Source organism: Gammaproteobacteria bacterium (assembly GCA_013151035.1).
Lineage (GTDB): Bacteria > Pseudomonadota > Gammaproteobacteria > JAADJB01 > JAADJB01 > JAADJB01.
Genome location: JAADJB010000019.1, coordinates 83,678 through 102,224 on the forward strand (window position 1 = coordinate 83,678; position 18,547 = coordinate 102,224).

An 18,547-nucleotide genomic window follows, 5' to 3' on the forward strand; every position below is an offset into this window, starting at 1 on the left:
TTACTAAAACACGTACCATAGCATAATCTTGCTGTTGTTTTATGAGTCCCATTATTAATTGAGGGGGATCTTCCTGAAAAACAAGACAATATAAAGGGTTTATGTTATAAATAATTTGTATTATTGCTACCTAAGCTAAAGGAGATAGTCTTGACCAGCCTAGCGTTATCATCTGTCTTGAAAACAGGAATTGAGCATATCGATGAACAACATCTGTCATTGGTGAAAATGATCCAAAGTTTTGATGAAGCCATTAGTGAAAATAAAAACGATGCCTTTCTCGAACAATTACTGAATGAATTGATTGATTACATTAATTATCACTTTAAGGCTGAAGAAGAATTGTTAGCCCAGCACAATTACCCGGATCTTGAAAAACATAAAAAAACGCACCAGGATCTGGTCGAAAAAGTCATTCATTTTCATGCCAAGTATAAAAAAGGCATTCCGGGGCTTGAAGTCGAGATTATGTTTTTTCTGATGGACTGGATTATTAATCATATCAACAGATCGGATATGAACTACGCTGCTTATATAACCGGGCATACCAATGATGGGTCAGATACATTAGGTGGGGTGATATCGATTAAAAAATCAGCGCTTTATAATGAACAAATACCTGTTAGTGTTGAAAAGATTGGCTTACCTGATGATTGTTATACCGGTATTGATGTCATTGATACACAGTCGCTTGGTTTTTTTGATTTAATCAATGATCTGGATGAAGCCATTAGACTAAAAGATTCCACTTCCAAACAGGTATTGGCAAGCCTGGTTGATCATGCGAAGGCACAATTTAGTATGGAAGAGGCTCTGTTACAGGAAAGCGATTACCCTGATCTGGAGGTGCATCAAACTATGCACAAAAAATTCATTAAAAAAATAAGTATGTTTCAAAGGATGTGTAATGACGGTGTTGGCTGTGCTGAGACAGAGATTATTTCTTTTCTTAAAAGCTGGTTAATTGACCATATAAGGGATGCTGATATGGGATATGTTGCTTATATTAAATGATAGAGAAGCGCAATCCTTGTCTCTTGAGTTAACGAGACAGCAATGGTATAAAGTATAAGGCATCCTTAACAGGGTGATAACACAGGAGAGTCAGGCCTATATGCATAACGTAGATAATCGACCAAGATTCCTGAATCTATTTGCGATTCATTTTCCCTTACCTGCTATTACCTCAATTTTGCACCGACTCTCCGGTCTGTTCATGTTTGCATTAATTATCCCCGCCCTATATGTTTTTGATCTATCGCTACAAGGTGAACAGGGATTTTTAATTGTTCAAAAGCTTATGCATCATGGTTTCGTTGTCTTCCTGTCGGTTGCTCTGGTCTGGGCTCTGACACAGCATTTACTGGCGGGTATTCGTTTCCTGTTGCTGGATATTCATATTGGTGATGAGCGTAAAAAAGCGGCTCATTCAGCTCGCTGGGTCAATCTAGTCGCGTTATTAGTCGCTGTTTATTATCTCGGGTATCGTCTGTGAGTATGTTGCTACAGGGCTTGCGTGCATGGATGCTACAACGTGTCACAGCCATCTATTTACTTCTATATATTAGTATTGCCATAATTAGTATGATGTTTTACCCGATTGAAAGCGGGTCTCAATGGCGTGAACTATTTGCGATACACTGGTTTAATATTGCAACCCAGGGTTTTATCCTTGCCTTGATCCTGCACGCATGGGTGGGCGTAAGAGATGCCGTAATTGATTATATTAACCATTTTCCTAGCCGTTTATTGATACTCAGCGTGATTGCAATAACGCTTATTTTAAGTGGTTTGTGGTCAATTATGATACTTATCAGGGTAATGTAGAAAAACACTTATATGGAACCTGTATGTCGATAGAACGTAGAAAATTTGATACCCTGATTATTGGTGCTGGTGGGGCTGGTCTCAGGGCTGCCTTGCAACTGGCTGAGGCAGACGCTCATGTTGCAGTGGTATCCAAGGTCTTTCCCACCCGCTCACATACCGTTGCCGCGCAGGGTGGTGTGAATGCAGCGCTGGCAAATGTTGATGATGATAACTGGCACTGGCACATGTTTGATACTGTGAAGGGTAGTGATTATCTGGGTGATCAGGATGCCATTGAATATATGTGCCGAGCAGCACCGCATGTGGTGTATGAGCTTGAACACATGGGCGTACCTTTCTCCCGATTAGATAATGGCAAGATATATCAACGTCCCTTTGGTGGTCAGAGCAAGGATTTTGGTGGTGATCAGGCTACACGAACTTGTGCGGCAGCCGATCGTACCGGACATGCCATTCTACAGAGCCTGTATCAACAAAACATTCGTCTCAAGACCCATTTCTTTGATGAATATTTTTCAGTGGATTTGATTCGGGATGTATCGGGTTTTATCCTTGGTGCCCTGGTACTCAACATTGCTACTGGCGAACCACTGATTATTGAGGCAAAGACAACACTGATAGCAACGGGGGGTGCCGGCCAGCTATTTCGTACCAATACCAACGCCCTGATTAATACCGGCGATGGTATGGCAATGGCGTTGCGTGCCGATATTCCATTGCAGGATATGGAATTCTTTCAATTTCATCCCACCGGTATTGCCGGTAAAGGTATGTTGATTAGTGAGGCTGCGCGTGGTGAAGGGGGCTACCTGGAAAATAGTGAAGGTGAACGTTTCATGGAGCGTTATGCACCTAAGGCAAAAGACCTTGCCTGTCGTGATGTTGTTAGTCGTGCCGTAGCCACCGAGATCCGTGAGGGCAGGGGTTGTGGCCCGGACAAGAATTATATCCTGTTGCGCATAGAACATCTTGGTCGTGAAATTCTCACCGAACGCCTGCCGGGCATCTACGACATGATCAAGACCTTTCTCGGTATCGATGCCGCCACAGAACCGGTGCCAATCTATCCAACCGCCCACTACACCATGGGAGGCATTCCCAGTAATCGTTTTGGTCAGGTTGTTGTTCCAGTGCAGCAAGGAGCGGAAGAACCTATCCCTGGTCTTTATGCGGCCGGGGAATGCGCCTGTGTCTCGGTGCATGGCGGTAATCGTCTAGGTGGTAACTCATTACTGGATATCCTGGTTTTTGGGCGCGCCTCGGCAAATCACATTATCGAGTACCTGGCAGAACATCGTTATCACCGGGAGATGTCGGATTCTGATGTTGAATATGCAATGACACGTCTACGACGTTGGGATCGAAAGGGTGAGGGTGAATCAGTTGATCAATTACGCCAGGAATTGACACAGGTGATGGAAGAACACTGCGGGGTATTTAGAACCGAGGAGGTATTGAAACAGGGGCTGGATAAGGTTATTGCACTGGAACAGCGGCTACAAAATGCACGACTTAAAGATCACAGTAAGATCTTCAATACCGCACGGATCGAGGCAATGGAACTGGAAAACCTGATGGATATTGCGCTCGCCACAGTGTCCTCAGCTCTGCGGCGTCAGGAAAGTCGTGGTGCGCATACGCGTATTGATTTCCCGGAGCGAGATGATGTGCATTGGTTAAAACATAGTCTGTACTATAAAAAAAATCGCACGTTGGATTACAAGCCTGTACGGACACGCCCAATGACGGTTGATGCCTTCCCACCCAAACCGAGAGTCTATTAGGAATCTGGTATGAAATTCTCAATATACCGTTATAACCCTGAAACCAATATAAAACCCTACATGCAGGACTGTGAACTGACAGAAGACAAAATCGAGTCAGGCATGAAGCTCCTTGATGCCTTGTTATTATTAAAGGCACAGGATGAAACACTGAGCTTCAGGCGTTCCTGCGGTGAGGGTGTTTGTGGCTCCGATGGCATGAATATCAATGGTCGTAATGGTCTGGCTTGTGTTACTGCGTTAGATGATCTGGAACAACCCGTTGTGATACGCCCAATGCCAGGGATGCCGGTGATTCGTGATTTGATTGTTGACCTGGAACCGTTCTATCGACAGTACCGATCTGTTAAACCCTATTTAATGAACAAAGATCCGATGCCCGAGGTCGAGCGTCTGCAAAGCCCGGATCAACGCGAACAACTGAACGGCTATTATGAGTGTATCCTGTGTGGTTGTTGCTCAACCGCTTGTCCATCCTTCTGGTGGAATACGGATACCTTCCTTGGCCCGGCGGCATTATTACAGAGCTGGCGTTTCCTGGCCGATAACCGTGATCAGGCAACCGATGAACGTCTGGCTGACCTGGATGGGCCAAACCGCCTGTTTCGTTGTCACAGCATTATGAATTGTGTCGATGTCTGCCCCAAGAGCCTGAATCCAAAACGGGCGATTGGTTTGATCAAGGACAAGATGCTAAAACGCTCATTATGAATTGTGCGTCGAGTGATATTGCCCAGGGTGGTCGCCTATACTGGCAATGTCGACGCGGGATGCGTGAGCTTGATCTGTTTCTGCTCAAATTCCTGGAACTAGGTTACGCACAACTGAATAACGAATCACGTGAACACTTTGAATTATTATTAAAGACACCCGACCCCTTATTGCTTGAATGGCTAATGGGTCGTCAGATACCCAGGGAAGGGGAACTAGCCGATGTCGTACAAAAGATGCGGGATGCCGTTAATCATCAAACTGCAACCATCGAAGATACTGAGTAGCTTACTGATAGTCGCTTACCTTACAACCATTACCGTCCTGTTGTTCTCCGATCTCCCTGCTAGTCTGTTCTATAGCAGTCTATTGCTGGTATTGTGGCAGGGCTATCGTCATTATCATGATTATCTGGCGCATGACACCTCGTTCGGGATTGATTATCTTAGCTGGCAGGGTGATGGTGAATGGCGCGTGTATTTCAAGACCCGGGTTAATAATGATTATGTTATAAAAACGATCTCATCCGTCTTTTACTGTCGCTGGTTTATCGGTTTTTTCTTACAGGGAGATAAAGAACGAGGTCTAGCTTTGTTGATCCCCGTTGATATGCTGGATGCTCATCACTTTCGACAACTTTATGTGCATTTGAAGATTCAGTCATGCGGATAATTGATTGGTGCGTAGTACGCACCATTAAACAATGACCGGAAATGTCGAAATAATTCACACTCTTTGGTTCAGATCTGTTGGGTATGAGCGTACCATTAACTAATGACAACAATCCGTTTCAACAAACCCTTCCGGGTACTCACACAATTCCGTGAGGATGGTACACACACCACCCTGGCAAGCTATATCGACCTAAAAAAGGTCTACCCTGCGGGCAGACTGGATCACGATAGTGAGGGCCTATTATTGTTGACCGATGACGGTCGTCTGCAGCATCGTATCTCTGACCCCAAACATAAACTGGAAAAACGTTACTGGGTACAGCTTGAAGGTGAAATCAATGACTCCGCTATTCAACAACTGCAACAAGGCGTGTCGTTGAAAGATGGCATGACTAAGAAGGCGTATTGTCGTAGAATTAATGAACCCGCCACGCTCTGGCCACGCGACCCACCGATACGTCAACGTGCCAATATCCCCACCAGTTGGATTGAACTGGGCATTAAGGAAGGAAAGAACCGACAGGTGAGGCGCATGACCGCAGCCGTGGGGTTCCCAACCCTGCGCCTGATTCGTTATGCCATTGGATCAATCACACTGGATGGCCTAAAACCAGGTGCATGGGATGAAATTGATGAAACTGAGTTAACGAAATAACAGTGATTAATCATATAAAAATCAGCATTCAAGATCAGCAACTCGAATTACATAAGAGCGATCAATCCGTTCAACGCTACCCAATATCCACTGCAAAAAAGGGTGCAGGAGAACTGAACGGCAGTGAATGCACCCCAAGGGGGCAGCATCAGATTCGTGCCATGATAGGTTCAAATTGCCCGCTCAATACGGTGTTTGTTGCCCGTAGACCCACCGGTGAGATCTATAACGAAGCACTGGCACAACAATATCCACAACGCGACTGGATTCTAACGCGTATTCTATGGCTGAGTGGTATGGAGAAGGGTAAAAATCGTCTGGGTGAAGTTGATACCATGCAACGTTTCATCTACATTCATGGTTGTCCTGATGATTGTCAACTGAGTCAGCCCGGATCACATGGCTGTATTCGTATGCATAATCAGGATGTTGTGGCATTATTTGATCAGGTAGAACCAGGAACGCCTGTGATTGTTCAGTGAATCAAGCCAAAACCGCATTAGCTTGAACGTCTCCCATCTTGATTAAGCGAACATTCTCCTTGCTGATACCCCAGCGGCTATCATGCAACCAGGCCTCCAGTTTTTCAGCAGGCAGAGGGCGACTGAATAAATACCCTTGAACCACGTCACAGCCTAATATTTCCAGTACATTTAATGTCTCTTTGTCCTCAACGCCCTCGGCAACAACACTACGCCCCATATTATGAGCGAGATCGATAATAGAGCGTACGATAATGGCATTATTCTCATTACGTGTCATATCAGTAACGAAGGAACGATCAATCTTGAGTTCATCAACGGGGAGCTGATTGAGGTAGGATAATGAAGAAAATCCCGTGCCAAAATCATCAATCGACAGGGTGACACCCATTACATCCAGTTTATCCAGAATTTCTTTAGCCCTGACAATGTCCTTCATCATGGCACTTTCTGTAACCTCTAGCACCAGACAATTAGCGGGCAGCCCCCATTTCTTTAGCAGTGTATCAATCTGTTTGGGGATGCTGATATCCTGTAAGCTACGTGCTGACAGATTAAACGCCATATTGATAAATATTCCCTTGTTACGCCAGATTGAACATTGATGTAGGGCATCATTAAGAACCCACATTGTTAGCGCATTAATTAAGCCATTTTGTTCAGCAATGGGGATGAACTCATCGGGTGAGATAAAACCATATTCCGGATGTTGCCAGCGAACCAGAGCTTCTACACTAGTGATTTTTTTGCGATGTAGATCAATCTTGGGTTGAAAGTGTAATAGTAGCTCATCGTTCTCGATGGCCTGTCTGAGTCCACTGCGCAAGGCCAGTCGTTGCACACTATGAGGGTCTTCTGTTTTTTCATAAACAGAATAAGGGCTATTTGTTTTCTTTGATTGATACATGGCGGTGTCGGCATGTTGGAGAAGGGTAGAGGCATTGCTGCCGTGTTCAGGGAAGCTGGATAGTCCCATGCTGGCTCTTATTTCCAGATCAATATTGGCAATGACAAAGTTTTTTTCCAAACAATCATTAATCCGTTCCATGCAGCAAACGGCTTCTTCGATTGTTGTGTCAGGCAATAGTAAGGCAAATTCATCTCCGCCTAAACGCGCCAATATATCCCGTTTACGCAATGTTCCTGTGATTCGATTGCTTACTTCTTTCAGTAGTTCATCACCGGCATGATGCCCAAGGGTATCATTGACCTCTTTGAAGCGATTAAGGTCGATAATACACAAGACCAGTGGACTTTCATTTAATCGGGAATGCTCAATAACGGCATCAATTTCCCGGTATAAAAAGGCGCGATTGGGTAATTGAGTCAGGTCATCGTGGTGTGCCTTGTGAGAAAGCTGTATATTTTGCTGCTCGATATGACGAATAAACTGATAACCAAGCGTCAGGGTAATGACAAAGAATATGCCAAGGGTAAGTAAAATGATTTGTTGTAGACTCTGGTTATTAAGAGAGAATAATTCCGGATTTATTCCTGCTCCAGAGAAGATTATCGCTAAAAGCAGCAATATAGTTGATATCAGGGTTAGTGATCGTAATCTAACACGCATAATAAATTTTTTCTCTTTTCAGTAGCACATCCCTGATGATGGTTGACTTGCAGATCTATCGTCAGATAACAGCTTAACTTTAGTGATTTTTCAGGTGTTTTGATGTATTCCAATTAATACTAATAAAGGTACAATAAGCCCCATGATAATCATATTAAAGGGTGAGCAATGACCTTAGGGCCTGTCATGCTGGATCTACAAGGACTTCAGCTTCTGGAAGAGGAAAAAGATCTGTTGAAACACCCCAGCGTAGGAGGTGTTATCCTGTTTGCGCGCAATTTCGAATCACCACAACAACTCCAGGCATTAACCCGAGCTATCCATGAGACGCGAACCCCACGTCTGTTAATTGCCGTTGATCAGGAAGGAGGTCGGGTACAACGTTTTCGAGAGGGTTTTACACACCTGCCAGCGGTTGCTGAACTGGGGCTGTTATACACACATGAACGTCGACACGCCCTGTTACTAGCAGAGATTACCGGTTGGTTAATGGCAAGTGAGTTACTGGCTTGTGGGGTAGACCTGAGTTTTGCCCCGGTACTGGATTTGAACAAAGAGCAGAGCGAGGTCATTGGTGATCGCGCCTTCCACCAACAAGCGGAAGTTGTCGCTGATCTGGCTCATGCCTATCAACACGGTATGTTACGTGCGGGGATGCAGCCTGTTGGCAAGCATTTCCCTGGACATGGCTCCGTTATCGCCGATTCACATCTAAGCCTGCCAGTGGACACACGCGGCTACCCTGATGTGCGTATGGATGATCTTATTGTGTTTGAACGGATGGTTCACTATGGTATCAATGCACTGATGACAGCACATATACAGTATCCTCATATTGATGAACAGATTGTGAGTTATTCCCGCTTCTGGTTGGAACAGGTATTGCGTGGCGAGCTGAATTATCAAGGTGCAATCTTTAGTGATGATCTGAGCATGGAGGCTGCGGCGGGTGCGGGGGATTATCCGGCACGCGCTAGAACAGCGCTGGATGCGGGTTGTGATATGGTGCTGGTTTGTAATCACCCCCAGCAGGCCATTGAGGTGGTGCAAGACCTGGCAGAGGATAGTAATCCGGTCTCCGGCATAAGACTGGCTCATCTTCATGGGCATCGACATATTACATGGGATGAATTACATGATAATATTCACTGGTCACAGGCCGTTGCCATGGTGCACGGTTATGCAAACAATCAGGATTCTTAACACCTATGGATTTTATTAATTACATTGATAACTGGCAAATATGGGAAGACTGGATTATTCAGGTCTTTGTTGTTGTGTTTATTACCTTGCTCCTTGATTTTCTGCAACGTCGCATCCTGGTACATCTGCACAAACAAGTACAGGCGACAAAAACCCCGTGGGATGATGCCTTAATCGAATCGGCACAAAAACCAGCAAGTCTATTGATCTGGGCGATCGGTATTACCTTTGCTGCGGAGATCATCTACCAGGAGACCGAGGCCAGTATCTTTATGGCACTGGGGCCGATTCGTGATATTGGCATTATTACAGCCATTACCTGGTTTCTGGTACGCCTGACTAACAGTGTTCAGGTTAATCTGATTACTATTAATCAACAGCAGGAGAAGGACTTTGATCGCACCACGATTGATGCCATTACCAAACTGACACGTTTGTCGATTATTATTACCTCTGCCCTGGTTGCCATGCAGACTCTGGGTTTTAGTATATCGGGTGTGCTGGCATTCGGCGGTATCGGTGGTATTGCGGTCGGCTTTGCTGCTAAGGATCTACTGGCTAATTTCTTTGGTGGGTTAATGATCTATCTGGATCGCCCCTTTGCAGTGGGTGACTGGATTCGTTCACCTGATCGTAATATCGAGGGGACGGTTGAATCTATCGGCTGGCGACTCACCCGTATCCGTAGTTTTGACAAACGTCCGATCTATATACCCAATTCAATTTTTATGGCCATTGCCGTTGAGAACCCACAACGCATGTCACATCGCAGGATCTATGAAACCATTGGTATACGCTATGATGATGCCGACAAGATGGCTCAGATCACTCAGGATGTGCGTACTATGCTACAAAACCATGAGGCCATTGACACGTCTCAGACCTTGATGGTCAACTTCACCAGTTTTGCCCCGTCATCGCTGGACTTTTTTGTCTATACCTTCACGCATACCACCGTATGGACAGAGTTTCATGAAATCAAGCAGGATGTGTTGTTAAAGATCAATGCAATCATTGCACAACATGGTGCCGAGATAGCCTTCCCAACATCCACCTTGCATCTTGCCAAGCCGTTACCATCAGATATGATGGCAGGACAAGGCAATGCCGAGTAAATTATTGATCATCATCTCACAAGACCCTGGCGATACCTTGTCGATGGCAACTATACTCTCACGCAGTCGGGTGGCAGCTGCAATGGAATATGAGGTTGAGGTTATCTTTACCGGTCATGCCGCCAAACTGGCCTGTGAAGGGATCGCACAAGGGTTACCTTCACACCTGCATAGCCATCATAGCCTGCATGATCTAATCAAGGAGAGCGTTGATGACGGTGTTGTCTTTAAGGTCTGCTCAGCCATGATGGAGAGTATGGAAGCGAATAGTATCAGTGAGATTCAGGATACGGTGGGGGAGGCCTATATCATTAGCGAGGCAATGGATAGTGATTGCCGGGTGATGACTTTCTAATGGATCAGGCACGCCAGAACGCCCGTTGTATCTACACCCGTGATGAGGTCAATAACGCGATACAACAGATGGCTGATGAGATCAATCAACACCCGACATTGCCCGCTAGCCAACCTGTTGTTATTTGTGTTATGAATGGTGGACTGGTTCTAACCGGACAGATACTGCCCTTATTAAACTTCCCGTTGCAACTGGATTATCTACATGCCACTCGTTATCAGGGGGCACAAGAGGGTGGTGAATTACACTGGATCAACAAGCCACAAACCAGCCTGAAAGGGCGCGCAGTTTTATTACTGGATGATATCATGGAGCAAGGCATCACGCTGGCAAGGGTGATAGATTATTGCAAGGAACAGGAAGCCAGCGCTGTTTATTGTGGCATATTGTTAAAGAAAAAACTCCAGCAACGTCAATGTGAGATCGAGATTGATTTCACCGGGTTGGAGATCGATGATTATTACGTCTTTGGCTTCGGTATGGATCTGGATCACTATTGGCGTAACGCAGACGGGATTTATGCAATATGACTACTAAAAGCTATACCATCGCTGTGAATACATCCATGTAGGCTCGATGCCCGCGTCCATGCGGGCAACGGTCTCTGTTAGAGAAGAACAATCCTTATCTCTTGAGTTAACGGGACAGCAGTGATTTTTAGCGTTAGATTTCACAAGAGTACGTACAGGGGAAACGTAATATGGCATATCGTGAAATATGGGAAATTGAAGTTCGTCATAATGGGCTAAACAAATATCGCCATATACGTGGTTCAGATAAATATATCGTTGAGCAAAAAGCCGCTGCACAGCGAATCACTTGGGATGAGATGTGGGATAAAAAACAAATAGCAGAACAAAAAAAGAAAGATAGAGAATCTGCAATTAGAAGTAAAGAAGAAAAAAAAGAACTAGCAAAAACAAAAACAAAAGAAGCAATGGAAGCTATAAATAAACTCGAAACAATATTACTGCATACACTAAAAGTCGATGATGCAATTGATTGGTCTAGTTTGCTGGACAATAAAAAATATTCTATAAAAAAACCTATTAAAAAGAAATATTCCACAAAGAAGCCAATCAAGCCTAAACCGGCTCAGAATCCTTCTGAACCAAATAGAACAAATGTGAAATACAAGCCTAAATTGGGTTTTTTCGATAAACTATTATCTAAATCAAGAAAAATAAAAGAAGATGAAGCGGAAAAATTATTTAATTCTGACTATGAAGGATGGAAGAAAAACAAACAGAAAACCCAGAAAAAAAATGAAGGAATAGAATCTGATTACCAAAAAAACATTAAAGATTGGGAGATTCATAAAAAAGCCTTTGATAAAAAACAGGATGAATTGATCGGCGGTTGGGTAAATAAAAAAAGCAACCACGAACAAAAGAAAAAAGAGAGCAACAATAAAATATTAGCCAAGAAATCAGAATACCAAAACAAGGATGCTGGAGCCGTTTCTGATTACTGTGAAATGGTATTAACAAATTCAAAATATCCAAATTATTTCCCACAAGAATGGGATATTGATTATCAAGCAGATACTAAAATATTAATCATCGATTATTCTCTTCCAGATCTGGATATTTTACCAACAATCAAGGCAGTGAAATATATTGTTTCAAGGGATGAATTTATTGAAACCAACCTGTCCAGTACTGCATTAAATAAACTATATGACGGGCTTCTTTATCAAATTTCGATAAGGACAATTCATGAATTGTATGAGGCAGATGTTGTAAATGCGATTGATTCGATTGTATTCAATGGGTGGGTTAATTCAATAGATAAAGCAACTGGGCATAACGTAAACTCTTGCATTATGTCCCTCCAAGCATCTAGGGATGAATTTTTAGCAATTAATCTTGGAAAAGCTGATCCAAAAGCCAGTTTCAAACAACTTAAGGGTGTCGGTAGCAGCAAGCTACATGGATTATCACCTGTTGCACCAATTATCAATATAAACAAGGAAGATCGACGTTTTGTTTCAGCTTACGAAGTGGTAGATGGAATTGATGAGACAGATAATCTTGCTGCTATGGATTGGAAAGATTTTGAAAATCTAATTCGTGAAGTATTTGAAAAAGAATTTGTTAGTTCAGGCGGTGAAGTAAAAATAACACAAGCAAGCCGTGACGGAGGCGTTGATGCTATTGCCTTCGACCCTGACCCAATACGAGGAGGAAAAATCGTTATTCAAGCAAAGAGATATACAAATGTTGTTGGGGTTTCTGCTGTAAGAGATTTATTTGGAACAACAGTAAATGAAGGAGCAACAAAGGGTATTCTTGTAACAACAGCCGATTTTGGCCCCGATGCTTATGAATTTATTAAAGGAAAGCCACTCACATTATTAAATGGTGGAAATTTACTTCATTTGCTCGAAAAACATGGGCATAGAGCTAAAATTGATTTAAAAGAAGCTAAAAAGATATTAGCTGAGGAAAAATCTAATGCATATGAGCCATAACTCTGTTAATTACTAATTATTGGGGTCTCCAGGAAAATTTGTGTCCAATATTGACATAAATGGACACGCGATATATATTTATTCTGTGGAGGCATCAATTTATGAACGTTAGCTTAAGCTCAACCTTTGAGACCTATATTCAGAAACAACTGGATGATGGGATTTATAATAACGCGAGTGAGGTTATTCGCGAGGCATTGCGATTAAAAATGCAACAGGATGAAATATATCACACCCGGCTGGAATCTTTACGCACTGCAATTATTCAAGGTGAAGAAAGTGGCGATGCTGTATCTTTTGATATACACGATATTATTCAAGAGGCTAAAAAAGATGCGGGGTTGAATGCCTGAAGTCTTAATACGACCACAAGCTAGAAATGATATTAAAAAAAATCTGGCGTTACACCTGTAATAATTTCGGAGAAAGACAAGCGGATATTTACACAAATGCACTCGGGCAGGCAATTGAGGAGCTATCTGAAAACCCAGGGATAGGGAGTGATATTGAACTTATCCGGAAAGGTTACAGACTTTACCATTTCAAACATCATTTTGTTATTTATCACCCATCATCAAAAGTAATTGATATAGTACGTGTGCTTGGTGAAAATATGGAAATTAAGCGACACTTATAACAGGCTTGATTAATATCAGGCCATAAAAGCATGGGTTCCCTGAACATGAGCACTAAAAACTACACCATCGCCGTGATTGGTGGCACGGGTCTGAATCAAATCGAAAACTTCGAGATTGAACGACGCGAGGTGGTACACACACCTTATGGTCGTCCATCAGCACCCCTGGTTCATGGTTGTCTGAATAACATCCCCATTGTGTTTCTTGCCCGTCATGGCTCGGGGCACAGAATTCCACCGCATCATATTAATTATCGCGCTAATATATGGGCGTTGAAGCATGCCGGGGTTAGCCAGATTGTTGCTATTGCTGCAGTGGGTGGTATCAATGCTGATATGCCTGTTGGCACATTGGTGATACCTGAACAGATTATTGATTACACCTCGATGCGTAAACATACTTTTTTTGAAGGCAATGATATTGACCATGTGACGCACATTGATTTTTCCTACCCTTATTGTCCTAATCTGAGGGCGGCATTGATTAAAGCCGCTGATGCCGCATCGGTTCCCTATTATAATGGTGGTACCTATGGTGCAACTCAGGGCCCGCGTTTAGAAACTGCCGCCGAGATCAATCGTATGGAGCGTGATGGTTGTGATCTGGTCGGCATGACCGGTATGCCCGAAGCGGCATTGGCTAAGGAACTGGAAATGCATTACGTCACCTGTGCCGTAATTGCCAACAGAGCCGCCGGGCGTGGCGATCAAACGATTACTATGCGAGATATTGAACAGAATCTGGTGAGCGGCATGGTTTATGTGCGTAAATTATTGGGGCAAATGGTAACGACACCCTGTGATATTAATTTGTAATGCATTTTTTAGCTATCGTCCTTGTAGGTTTTTTTCTAAATCTGCTTGCCGGTGATTCCCATACAGGCAGTGAACCTAAAGTTAAAATCAATGATGAAAATAAACTTGATACGGTCAACATCGGTCGTTTGATCTGTGGTGGGCATTTGCCTTTGGCTATTGTAGAAAAAAAATTTCAGGGACATCAGCTTAAGAGATTTCAATTGCAGACCATACAAAACCATGACTGGAATGACGTGGTTGAGGATATGCAATCCGGCAAGTTAGCAGGAACCTTTATTTTATCGCCTCTCGCCATGAATCTAATTCGAGAAGGATTCCCCGGTAAAATCGTTATGACGGCTGACCGTAACGGCAATGGTTTTGTGTTATCCGATAAAATAAAATCAATTGAACAGTTAAAAAAACAAAAAAGAATTATTGCTGTCCCTCATATTTATTCTCAACATAATGTGTTGTTACATATATTTATGCGACAGCACGCTATACCCCAGGACAATATTATTGTCGTAGGAATGCCTCCACGCGATATGATAGGTTCACTACGCAGGGGAGAAATTGATGGGTTTATTGTCGGCGAACCGGAGGGCAATAAATCTATTGAGCTTGGTGTAGGCTGGATGGTGGCAATATCACCTGATATATGGAAAGACCACATGGATCATGTATTGCTGGTAACGGACAGATTTATTGAAGAACGGCCACAACAGCTACAGGAACTTGTTATCCAGTTATTACATGCGGGTGCGTTTATCGAGGCCAATCCACATGAGGCTGCAGTAATGGGGGAGGATTATACCGGGTCACCGGCATCGGTATTTGAAAGGGTGCTGACGGATCCCCCTGACTGGATTGACTATAGTGATATGACTCCGCACAAGACAGATATTGTGGCAATGGCACAATATCTGATAACGATGGGTTTATGGGATAATGCACCTGTTAATCCCGAACACTACCTTGACCTGCGCTTTATTAATCAGGAATAGAAGATAGATGCAATATAAATCACCCTTAAAAAGGATATTGGTAACACTGATTCTTCTGGTGGGTGTTATGCCATCGATTACCTTACTATTCTTGTACTGGAATACTGAACACAGTTATCGTCTAGATAGTGCGCTGTCACATGAGATCCATACTAATGACATGCTGCAACAAGATCTGGAAAAAGAGATTGCGCGTTATATTACATTGCTACAAAACAAAAGTGATCCGATAGCCATATCAATTTCCAGAAAAGAAGATAATAGATTAATTAATGCCTTGATGAAAATCATGCTGCAGCGAGAACCTGCGGTGCATGGTCTGTTACTTATATCAGACAAGGGAAAGATTATTGCTACGCATGAACGTGGGTCGCAGCATGGCGTTCCGCTTATAACAGGGGATATGACAAGTTCCCGACAATGGCTTAAAAACCACTGGAATCTTGTATGGGATCAGGTCATCCGTTCTCCGGAATTATTGATCCCCTTGCAGGGGCGTATTTATATAGGTGCTACTGACCTTCGTGAAGGCGGCTATCGTTTTACCATTGCGGTTCCAGTAGGGGGTATTCAAAAAACAGAAGCCGTTTTACTTGCCGAGATTGAGGTGTCAAGCCTCTGGCAACGCCGTTCCCGAACCCATGTCACAGAGGGTGTAATCTCCTACCTGATTGATCAACGCGGTAATCTGCTAACAAAAATAGAGGCTGTTAATCCGGGTGAATCAATGACCCAGATAGGTATAGTGCGCCATGCACTGGCCGGTAAACCATGGCGTGTTACAGATACCTATACAGGCTTGTCAGGTGCGCCCGTATATGGTTCGGTTACCTCGATTCCCATTTTAAACTGGAATGTTATTTCAGAGATACCCGTAGTCTTTGTTACTGCACCTATTCAGGATGAATTGACTTATAGCACTATTATTTCAGCAGGATTTATTACCTTATTTATTATGCTTGGTTTTTGGTTGGTAAGACGGGTGCTAGTGCCTGTTCATCAATTAACCGTAGCAATGGATAATTTTGCCATAAACGAACGTTTTGATACACCTGTTAAAGGCTTCGTTAAAGAATTTGAGGATATGGCTTTTAGCTTTAAACGAATGGTTTCCAGCCGTTTACAAATAGAACAGGGCTTGCATGATAATAAGGACAGGATTCAGTTATTACTTGATTCTACCGGTGAGGCTATTTATGGCGTGGATATGGAAGGGTATTGCACCTTTGTTAACCGAGCCTGTCTGAGGATATTGGGTTATAAAGATCAGAAAGATCTGCTTGGAAAAAACATGCATACCCTTATACATCATACTCATTCTGATGGTGATGTTTACCCGGAACAGGAATGTCGTATTTATCAGGCCTTTCGAAAAGGTAAAAATGTACATGTCGATAATGAGGTCCTATGGCGTGCGGATGGTAACATGTTTCCAGCGGAATACTGGTCTTATCCCATTTGCAAAGATGACCAGGTCATTGGTTCTGTTATTACTTTCATTGATATCAGCGAACGTCATCAGGCCGAGCAATCAATGCAAAGACTTAACCGCTCGCTAACGGTATTAAGTAAATGTAACGAGACCCTGGTGCGAACAACGAATGAAGAGGTTTTATTGCACAGGATTTGTCAGATTATTATCGGGGAGGCCGGGTACACACTTGCCTGGGTTGCATTTGCCCAACATGATGAGGAGAAAAGTATCCTGCCTGCAGCACAGGCAGGTGATGAACAAGGTTACCTGGAGTCCTTAAAACTCAGTTGGAGTGATAGCGAGCAGGGACAGGGGCCTACTGGTGTAGCGATTCGAACCGGTCAAGTGAGTTGTATTCACAATATTACAGGGGATGTTCGTTATGTACCCTGGCGCGATCGGGCGCTGAAACATGGATATCAGTCATCCCTTGCACTGCCACTAAAAGATAAAGAACAGACATTTGGTGCATTGAATATATATTCATCGGAAGCCAATGCTTTTAACGAGAAAGAAATTCATCTTCTTGAAGAATTGGCGGATGATCTGGCATACGGTATTGTCACTCTGCGTTCGCACAAAGAACGTCACCATTTAAACAAGCAACTGCGACAGGCACAAAAGATGGAGGTCATCGGTCAATTGACCGGGGGTATTGCCCATGATTTCAATAATATCCTCACCTCAATCCTTGGCTTTACCAATCTTGCCCTGGAACGTTTTGTCACTGATAATCAACCTGAGCTTCGCAAATATCTTATGGAGGTTTCGCTGGCGGGTGAGCGAGCGCGTGATCTGGTCAGCCAGTTACTGGCCTTCAGTCGAACAAGTAGTGGAGAGGCGAAACCACTACAGTTGTCACCTATGGTGCATGAAGTCATCCGTCTGTTACAGGCAACATTACCTTCAAGTATACAGGTGTGTAGTCAACTGGAGACAGACCTTCCTGCGGTGATGATGGATCCAGTACAATTACAACAGATACTGATGAACCTATGCATTAATGCCCGCGATGCGATGGGTAACAGGGGCCGTATTGATATTGAGACACGTTATAATCAAACACAATCACAAGCTGTTTGTGTCGCTTGTCATCATGACATAGAGGCTGGAAGCTATGTTGAATTATCAGTAAGTGATACAGGAACAGGCATATCTCAAGAGGTATTAAGTCGAATATTCGAACCCTTTTTCACCACCAAAGAGGTGGGTAAAGGTACCGGTATGGGGCTGTCTATGTTACATGGTATTGTTCACCAGCATAAAGGGCATATTCTTGTTGATACCAAAGCTGATTCAGGAACGACATTCAGATTGCTATTCCCCGTAACAGAAAATATTCTTTTGCATCAAGAACATTCCATAGTAGAAATAAACCCGGCTAAAAGTCTGAATCATGCCCGTATACTGATCGTTGATGATGAAGAATCGGTTGCCGGCTTTATGAGTGATCTATTTGAGAGTCGTGATGGAGATGTTACGGTGTTAACAAATAGCCAGTCAGCATTAAGATTATTCAAACAAGATCCATCAGCATTTGACCTCGTGATTACCGATCAGACCATGCCGGGGTTATCCGGTGCAGAACTGGCACGCAGTTTATTGATAATAAGACCAGAATTACCTGTGATTCTATGTACCGGTTACAGCGAAAATATGGATGAAGAAAAGGCCAGGGCGTTAGGTATTAGTGGTTACATCAACAAGCCAATGAATGTGAATACATTATTAAGCATGGTTATCCAACGGCTAAAGGCTTAACCTCTATATGCATAGATG

Annotated in this window: 20 protein-coding genes; 19 read left to right on the top strand and 1 reads right to left on the bottom strand. The window is 43.4% G+C overall.

The window, feature by feature from the left end; all coding sequences use genetic code 11:
• The first annotated feature begins 150 nt into the window (after nucleotides 1-150).
• The 9 genes from GXP22_04735 (at nucleotide 151) to GXP22_04775 (ending at nucleotide 6,136) form a co-directional block, all read left to right on the top strand.
• Complete coding sequence (locus GXP22_04735; GenBank protein ID NOX08786.1) at nucleotides 151-1,014, top strand: hemerythrin family protein; 864 nt, start codon at nucleotides 151-153, stop codon at nucleotides 1,012-1,014.
• Nucleotides 1,015-1,114: 100 nt separating this feature from the next.
• Nucleotides 1,115-1,495, top strand: a complete 381-nt coding sequence (gene sdhC, locus GXP22_04740) for a succinate dehydrogenase, cytochrome b556 subunit (GenBank protein ID NOX08787.1) — start codon at nucleotides 1,115-1,117, stop codon at nucleotides 1,493-1,495.
• Nucleotides 1,492-1,827: a succinate dehydrogenase, hydrophobic membrane anchor protein gene (sdhD, locus tag GXP22_04745; protein ID NOX08788.1), complete on the top strand. Its 336-nt coding sequence runs from the start codon at nucleotides 1,492-1,494 to the stop codon at nucleotides 1,825-1,827. The genes sdhC and sdhD overlap by 4 nt, the downstream gene beginning before the upstream one ends.
• A gap of 23 nt (nucleotides 1,828-1,850) precedes the next feature.
• Complete coding sequence (gene sdhA, locus GXP22_04750) at nucleotides 1,851-3,614, top strand: succinate dehydrogenase flavoprotein subunit (protein ID NOX08789.1); 1,764 nt, start codon at nucleotides 1,851-1,853, stop codon at nucleotides 3,612-3,614.
• Between the two features lie 9 nt (nucleotides 3,615-3,623).
• Nucleotides 3,624-4,325, top strand: coding sequence for a succinate dehydrogenase iron-sulfur subunit (locus tag GXP22_04755; protein ID NOX08790.1), 702 nt, complete (start codon nucleotides 3,624-3,626; stop codon nucleotides 4,323-4,325).
• Nucleotides 4,322-4,612: a succinate dehydrogenase assembly factor 2 gene (locus GXP22_04760; protein NOX08791.1), complete on the top strand. Its 291-nt coding sequence runs from the start codon at nucleotides 4,322-4,324 to the stop codon at nucleotides 4,610-4,612. The genes GXP22_04755 and GXP22_04760 overlap by 4 nt, the downstream gene beginning before the upstream one ends.
• A complete protein-coding gene (locus GXP22_04765) occupies nucleotides 4,569-4,997 on the top strand; it encodes a hypothetical protein (GenBank protein NOX08792.1) in 429 nt (142 codons plus the stop codon). The genes GXP22_04760 and GXP22_04765 overlap by 44 nt, the downstream gene beginning before the upstream one ends.
• Nucleotides 4,998-5,099: 102 nt before the next feature.
• The gene (locus tag GXP22_04770; GenBank protein NOX08793.1) at nucleotides 5,100-5,654 is read left to right on the top strand and encodes a pseudouridine synthase; all 555 of its coding nucleotides are present in this window, start codon (nucleotides 5,100-5,102) and stop codon (nucleotides 5,652-5,654) included.
• 5 nt (nucleotides 5,655-5,659) lie between these two features.
• A complete protein-coding gene (locus GXP22_04775; protein ID NOX08794.1) occupies nucleotides 5,660-6,136 on the top strand; it encodes a L,D-transpeptidase in 477 nt (158 codons plus the stop codon).
• 1 nt (nucleotide 6,137) lies between these two features.
• Here the strand turns inward: GXP22_04775 and GXP22_04780 are convergent, their stop codons facing one another.
• The gene (locus GXP22_04780) at nucleotides 6,138-7,706 is read right to left on the bottom strand and encodes an EAL domain-containing protein (GenBank protein NOX08795.1); all 1,569 of its coding nucleotides are present in this window, start codon (nucleotides 7,704-7,706) and stop codon (nucleotides 6,138-6,140) included.
• 168 nt (nucleotides 7,707-7,874) lie between these two features.
• Here GXP22_04780 and nagZ point away from each other — a divergent pair, with 168 nt between their 5' ends.
• From nagZ to GXP22_04830, 10 genes are all read left to right on the top strand, one after another.
• Complete coding sequence (gene nagZ / locus GXP22_04785) at nucleotides 7,875-8,909, top strand: beta-N-acetylhexosaminidase (protein ID NOX08796.1); 1,035 nt, start codon at nucleotides 7,875-7,877, stop codon at nucleotides 8,907-8,909.
• Between the two features lie 5 nt (nucleotides 8,910-8,914).
• On the top strand, nucleotides 8,915-10,024 hold the full coding sequence (locus GXP22_04790; protein NOX08797.1) for a mechanosensitive ion channel family protein: 1,110 nt from the start codon (nucleotides 8,915-8,917) through the stop codon (nucleotides 10,022-10,024).
• The gene (locus GXP22_04795) at nucleotides 10,014-10,379 is read left to right on the top strand and encodes a peroxiredoxin (GenBank protein NOX08798.1); all 366 of its coding nucleotides are present in this window, start codon (nucleotides 10,014-10,016) and stop codon (nucleotides 10,377-10,379) included. The genes GXP22_04790 and GXP22_04795 overlap by 11 nt, the downstream gene beginning before the upstream one ends.
• The gene (locus tag GXP22_04800) at nucleotides 10,379-10,909 is read left to right on the top strand and encodes a hypoxanthine-guanine phosphoribosyltransferase (GenBank protein ID NOX08799.1); all 531 of its coding nucleotides are present in this window, start codon (nucleotides 10,379-10,381) and stop codon (nucleotides 10,907-10,909) included. Before GXP22_04795 ends, GXP22_04800 begins: the two co-directional genes overlap by 1 nt.
• Before the next feature lie 170 nt (nucleotides 10,910-11,079).
• Entirely contained in the window at nucleotides 11,080-12,852 is a 1,773-nt protein-coding gene (locus GXP22_04805; protein NOX08800.1) for a restriction endonuclease, read from the top strand.
• 101 nt (nucleotides 12,853-12,953) lie between these two features.
• Complete coding sequence (locus GXP22_04810; protein NOX08801.1) at nucleotides 12,954-13,205, top strand: type II toxin-antitoxin system ParD family antitoxin; 252 nt, start codon at nucleotides 12,954-12,956, stop codon at nucleotides 13,203-13,205.
• 26 nt (nucleotides 13,206-13,231) lie between these two features.
• Nucleotides 13,232-13,489, top strand: a complete 258-nt coding sequence (locus GXP22_04815; protein NOX08802.1) for a type II toxin-antitoxin system RelE/ParE family toxin — start codon at nucleotides 13,232-13,234, stop codon at nucleotides 13,487-13,489.
• Between the two features lie 45 nt (nucleotides 13,490-13,534).
• Nucleotides 13,535-14,305: an S-methyl-5'-thioinosine phosphorylase gene (locus GXP22_04820; protein ID NOX08803.1), complete on the top strand. Its 771-nt coding sequence runs from the start codon at nucleotides 13,535-13,537 to the stop codon at nucleotides 14,303-14,305.
• Nucleotides 14,305-15,294 carry an ABC transporter substrate-binding protein gene (locus GXP22_04825; GenBank protein NOX08804.1) on the top strand — a complete coding sequence of 330 codons (990 nt, stop codon included), beginning with the start codon at nucleotides 14,305-14,307 and terminating at the stop codon, nucleotides 15,292-15,294. Before GXP22_04820 ends, GXP22_04825 begins: the two co-directional genes overlap by 1 nt.
• Nucleotides 15,295-15,301: 7 nt before the next feature.
• Nucleotides 15,302-18,529 carry a GAF domain-containing protein gene (locus tag GXP22_04830; protein ID NOX08805.1) on the top strand — a complete coding sequence of 1,076 codons (3,228 nt, stop codon included), beginning with the start codon at nucleotides 15,302-15,304 and terminating at the stop codon, nucleotides 18,527-18,529.
• Nucleotides 18,530-18,547 lie beyond the last annotated feature (18 nt).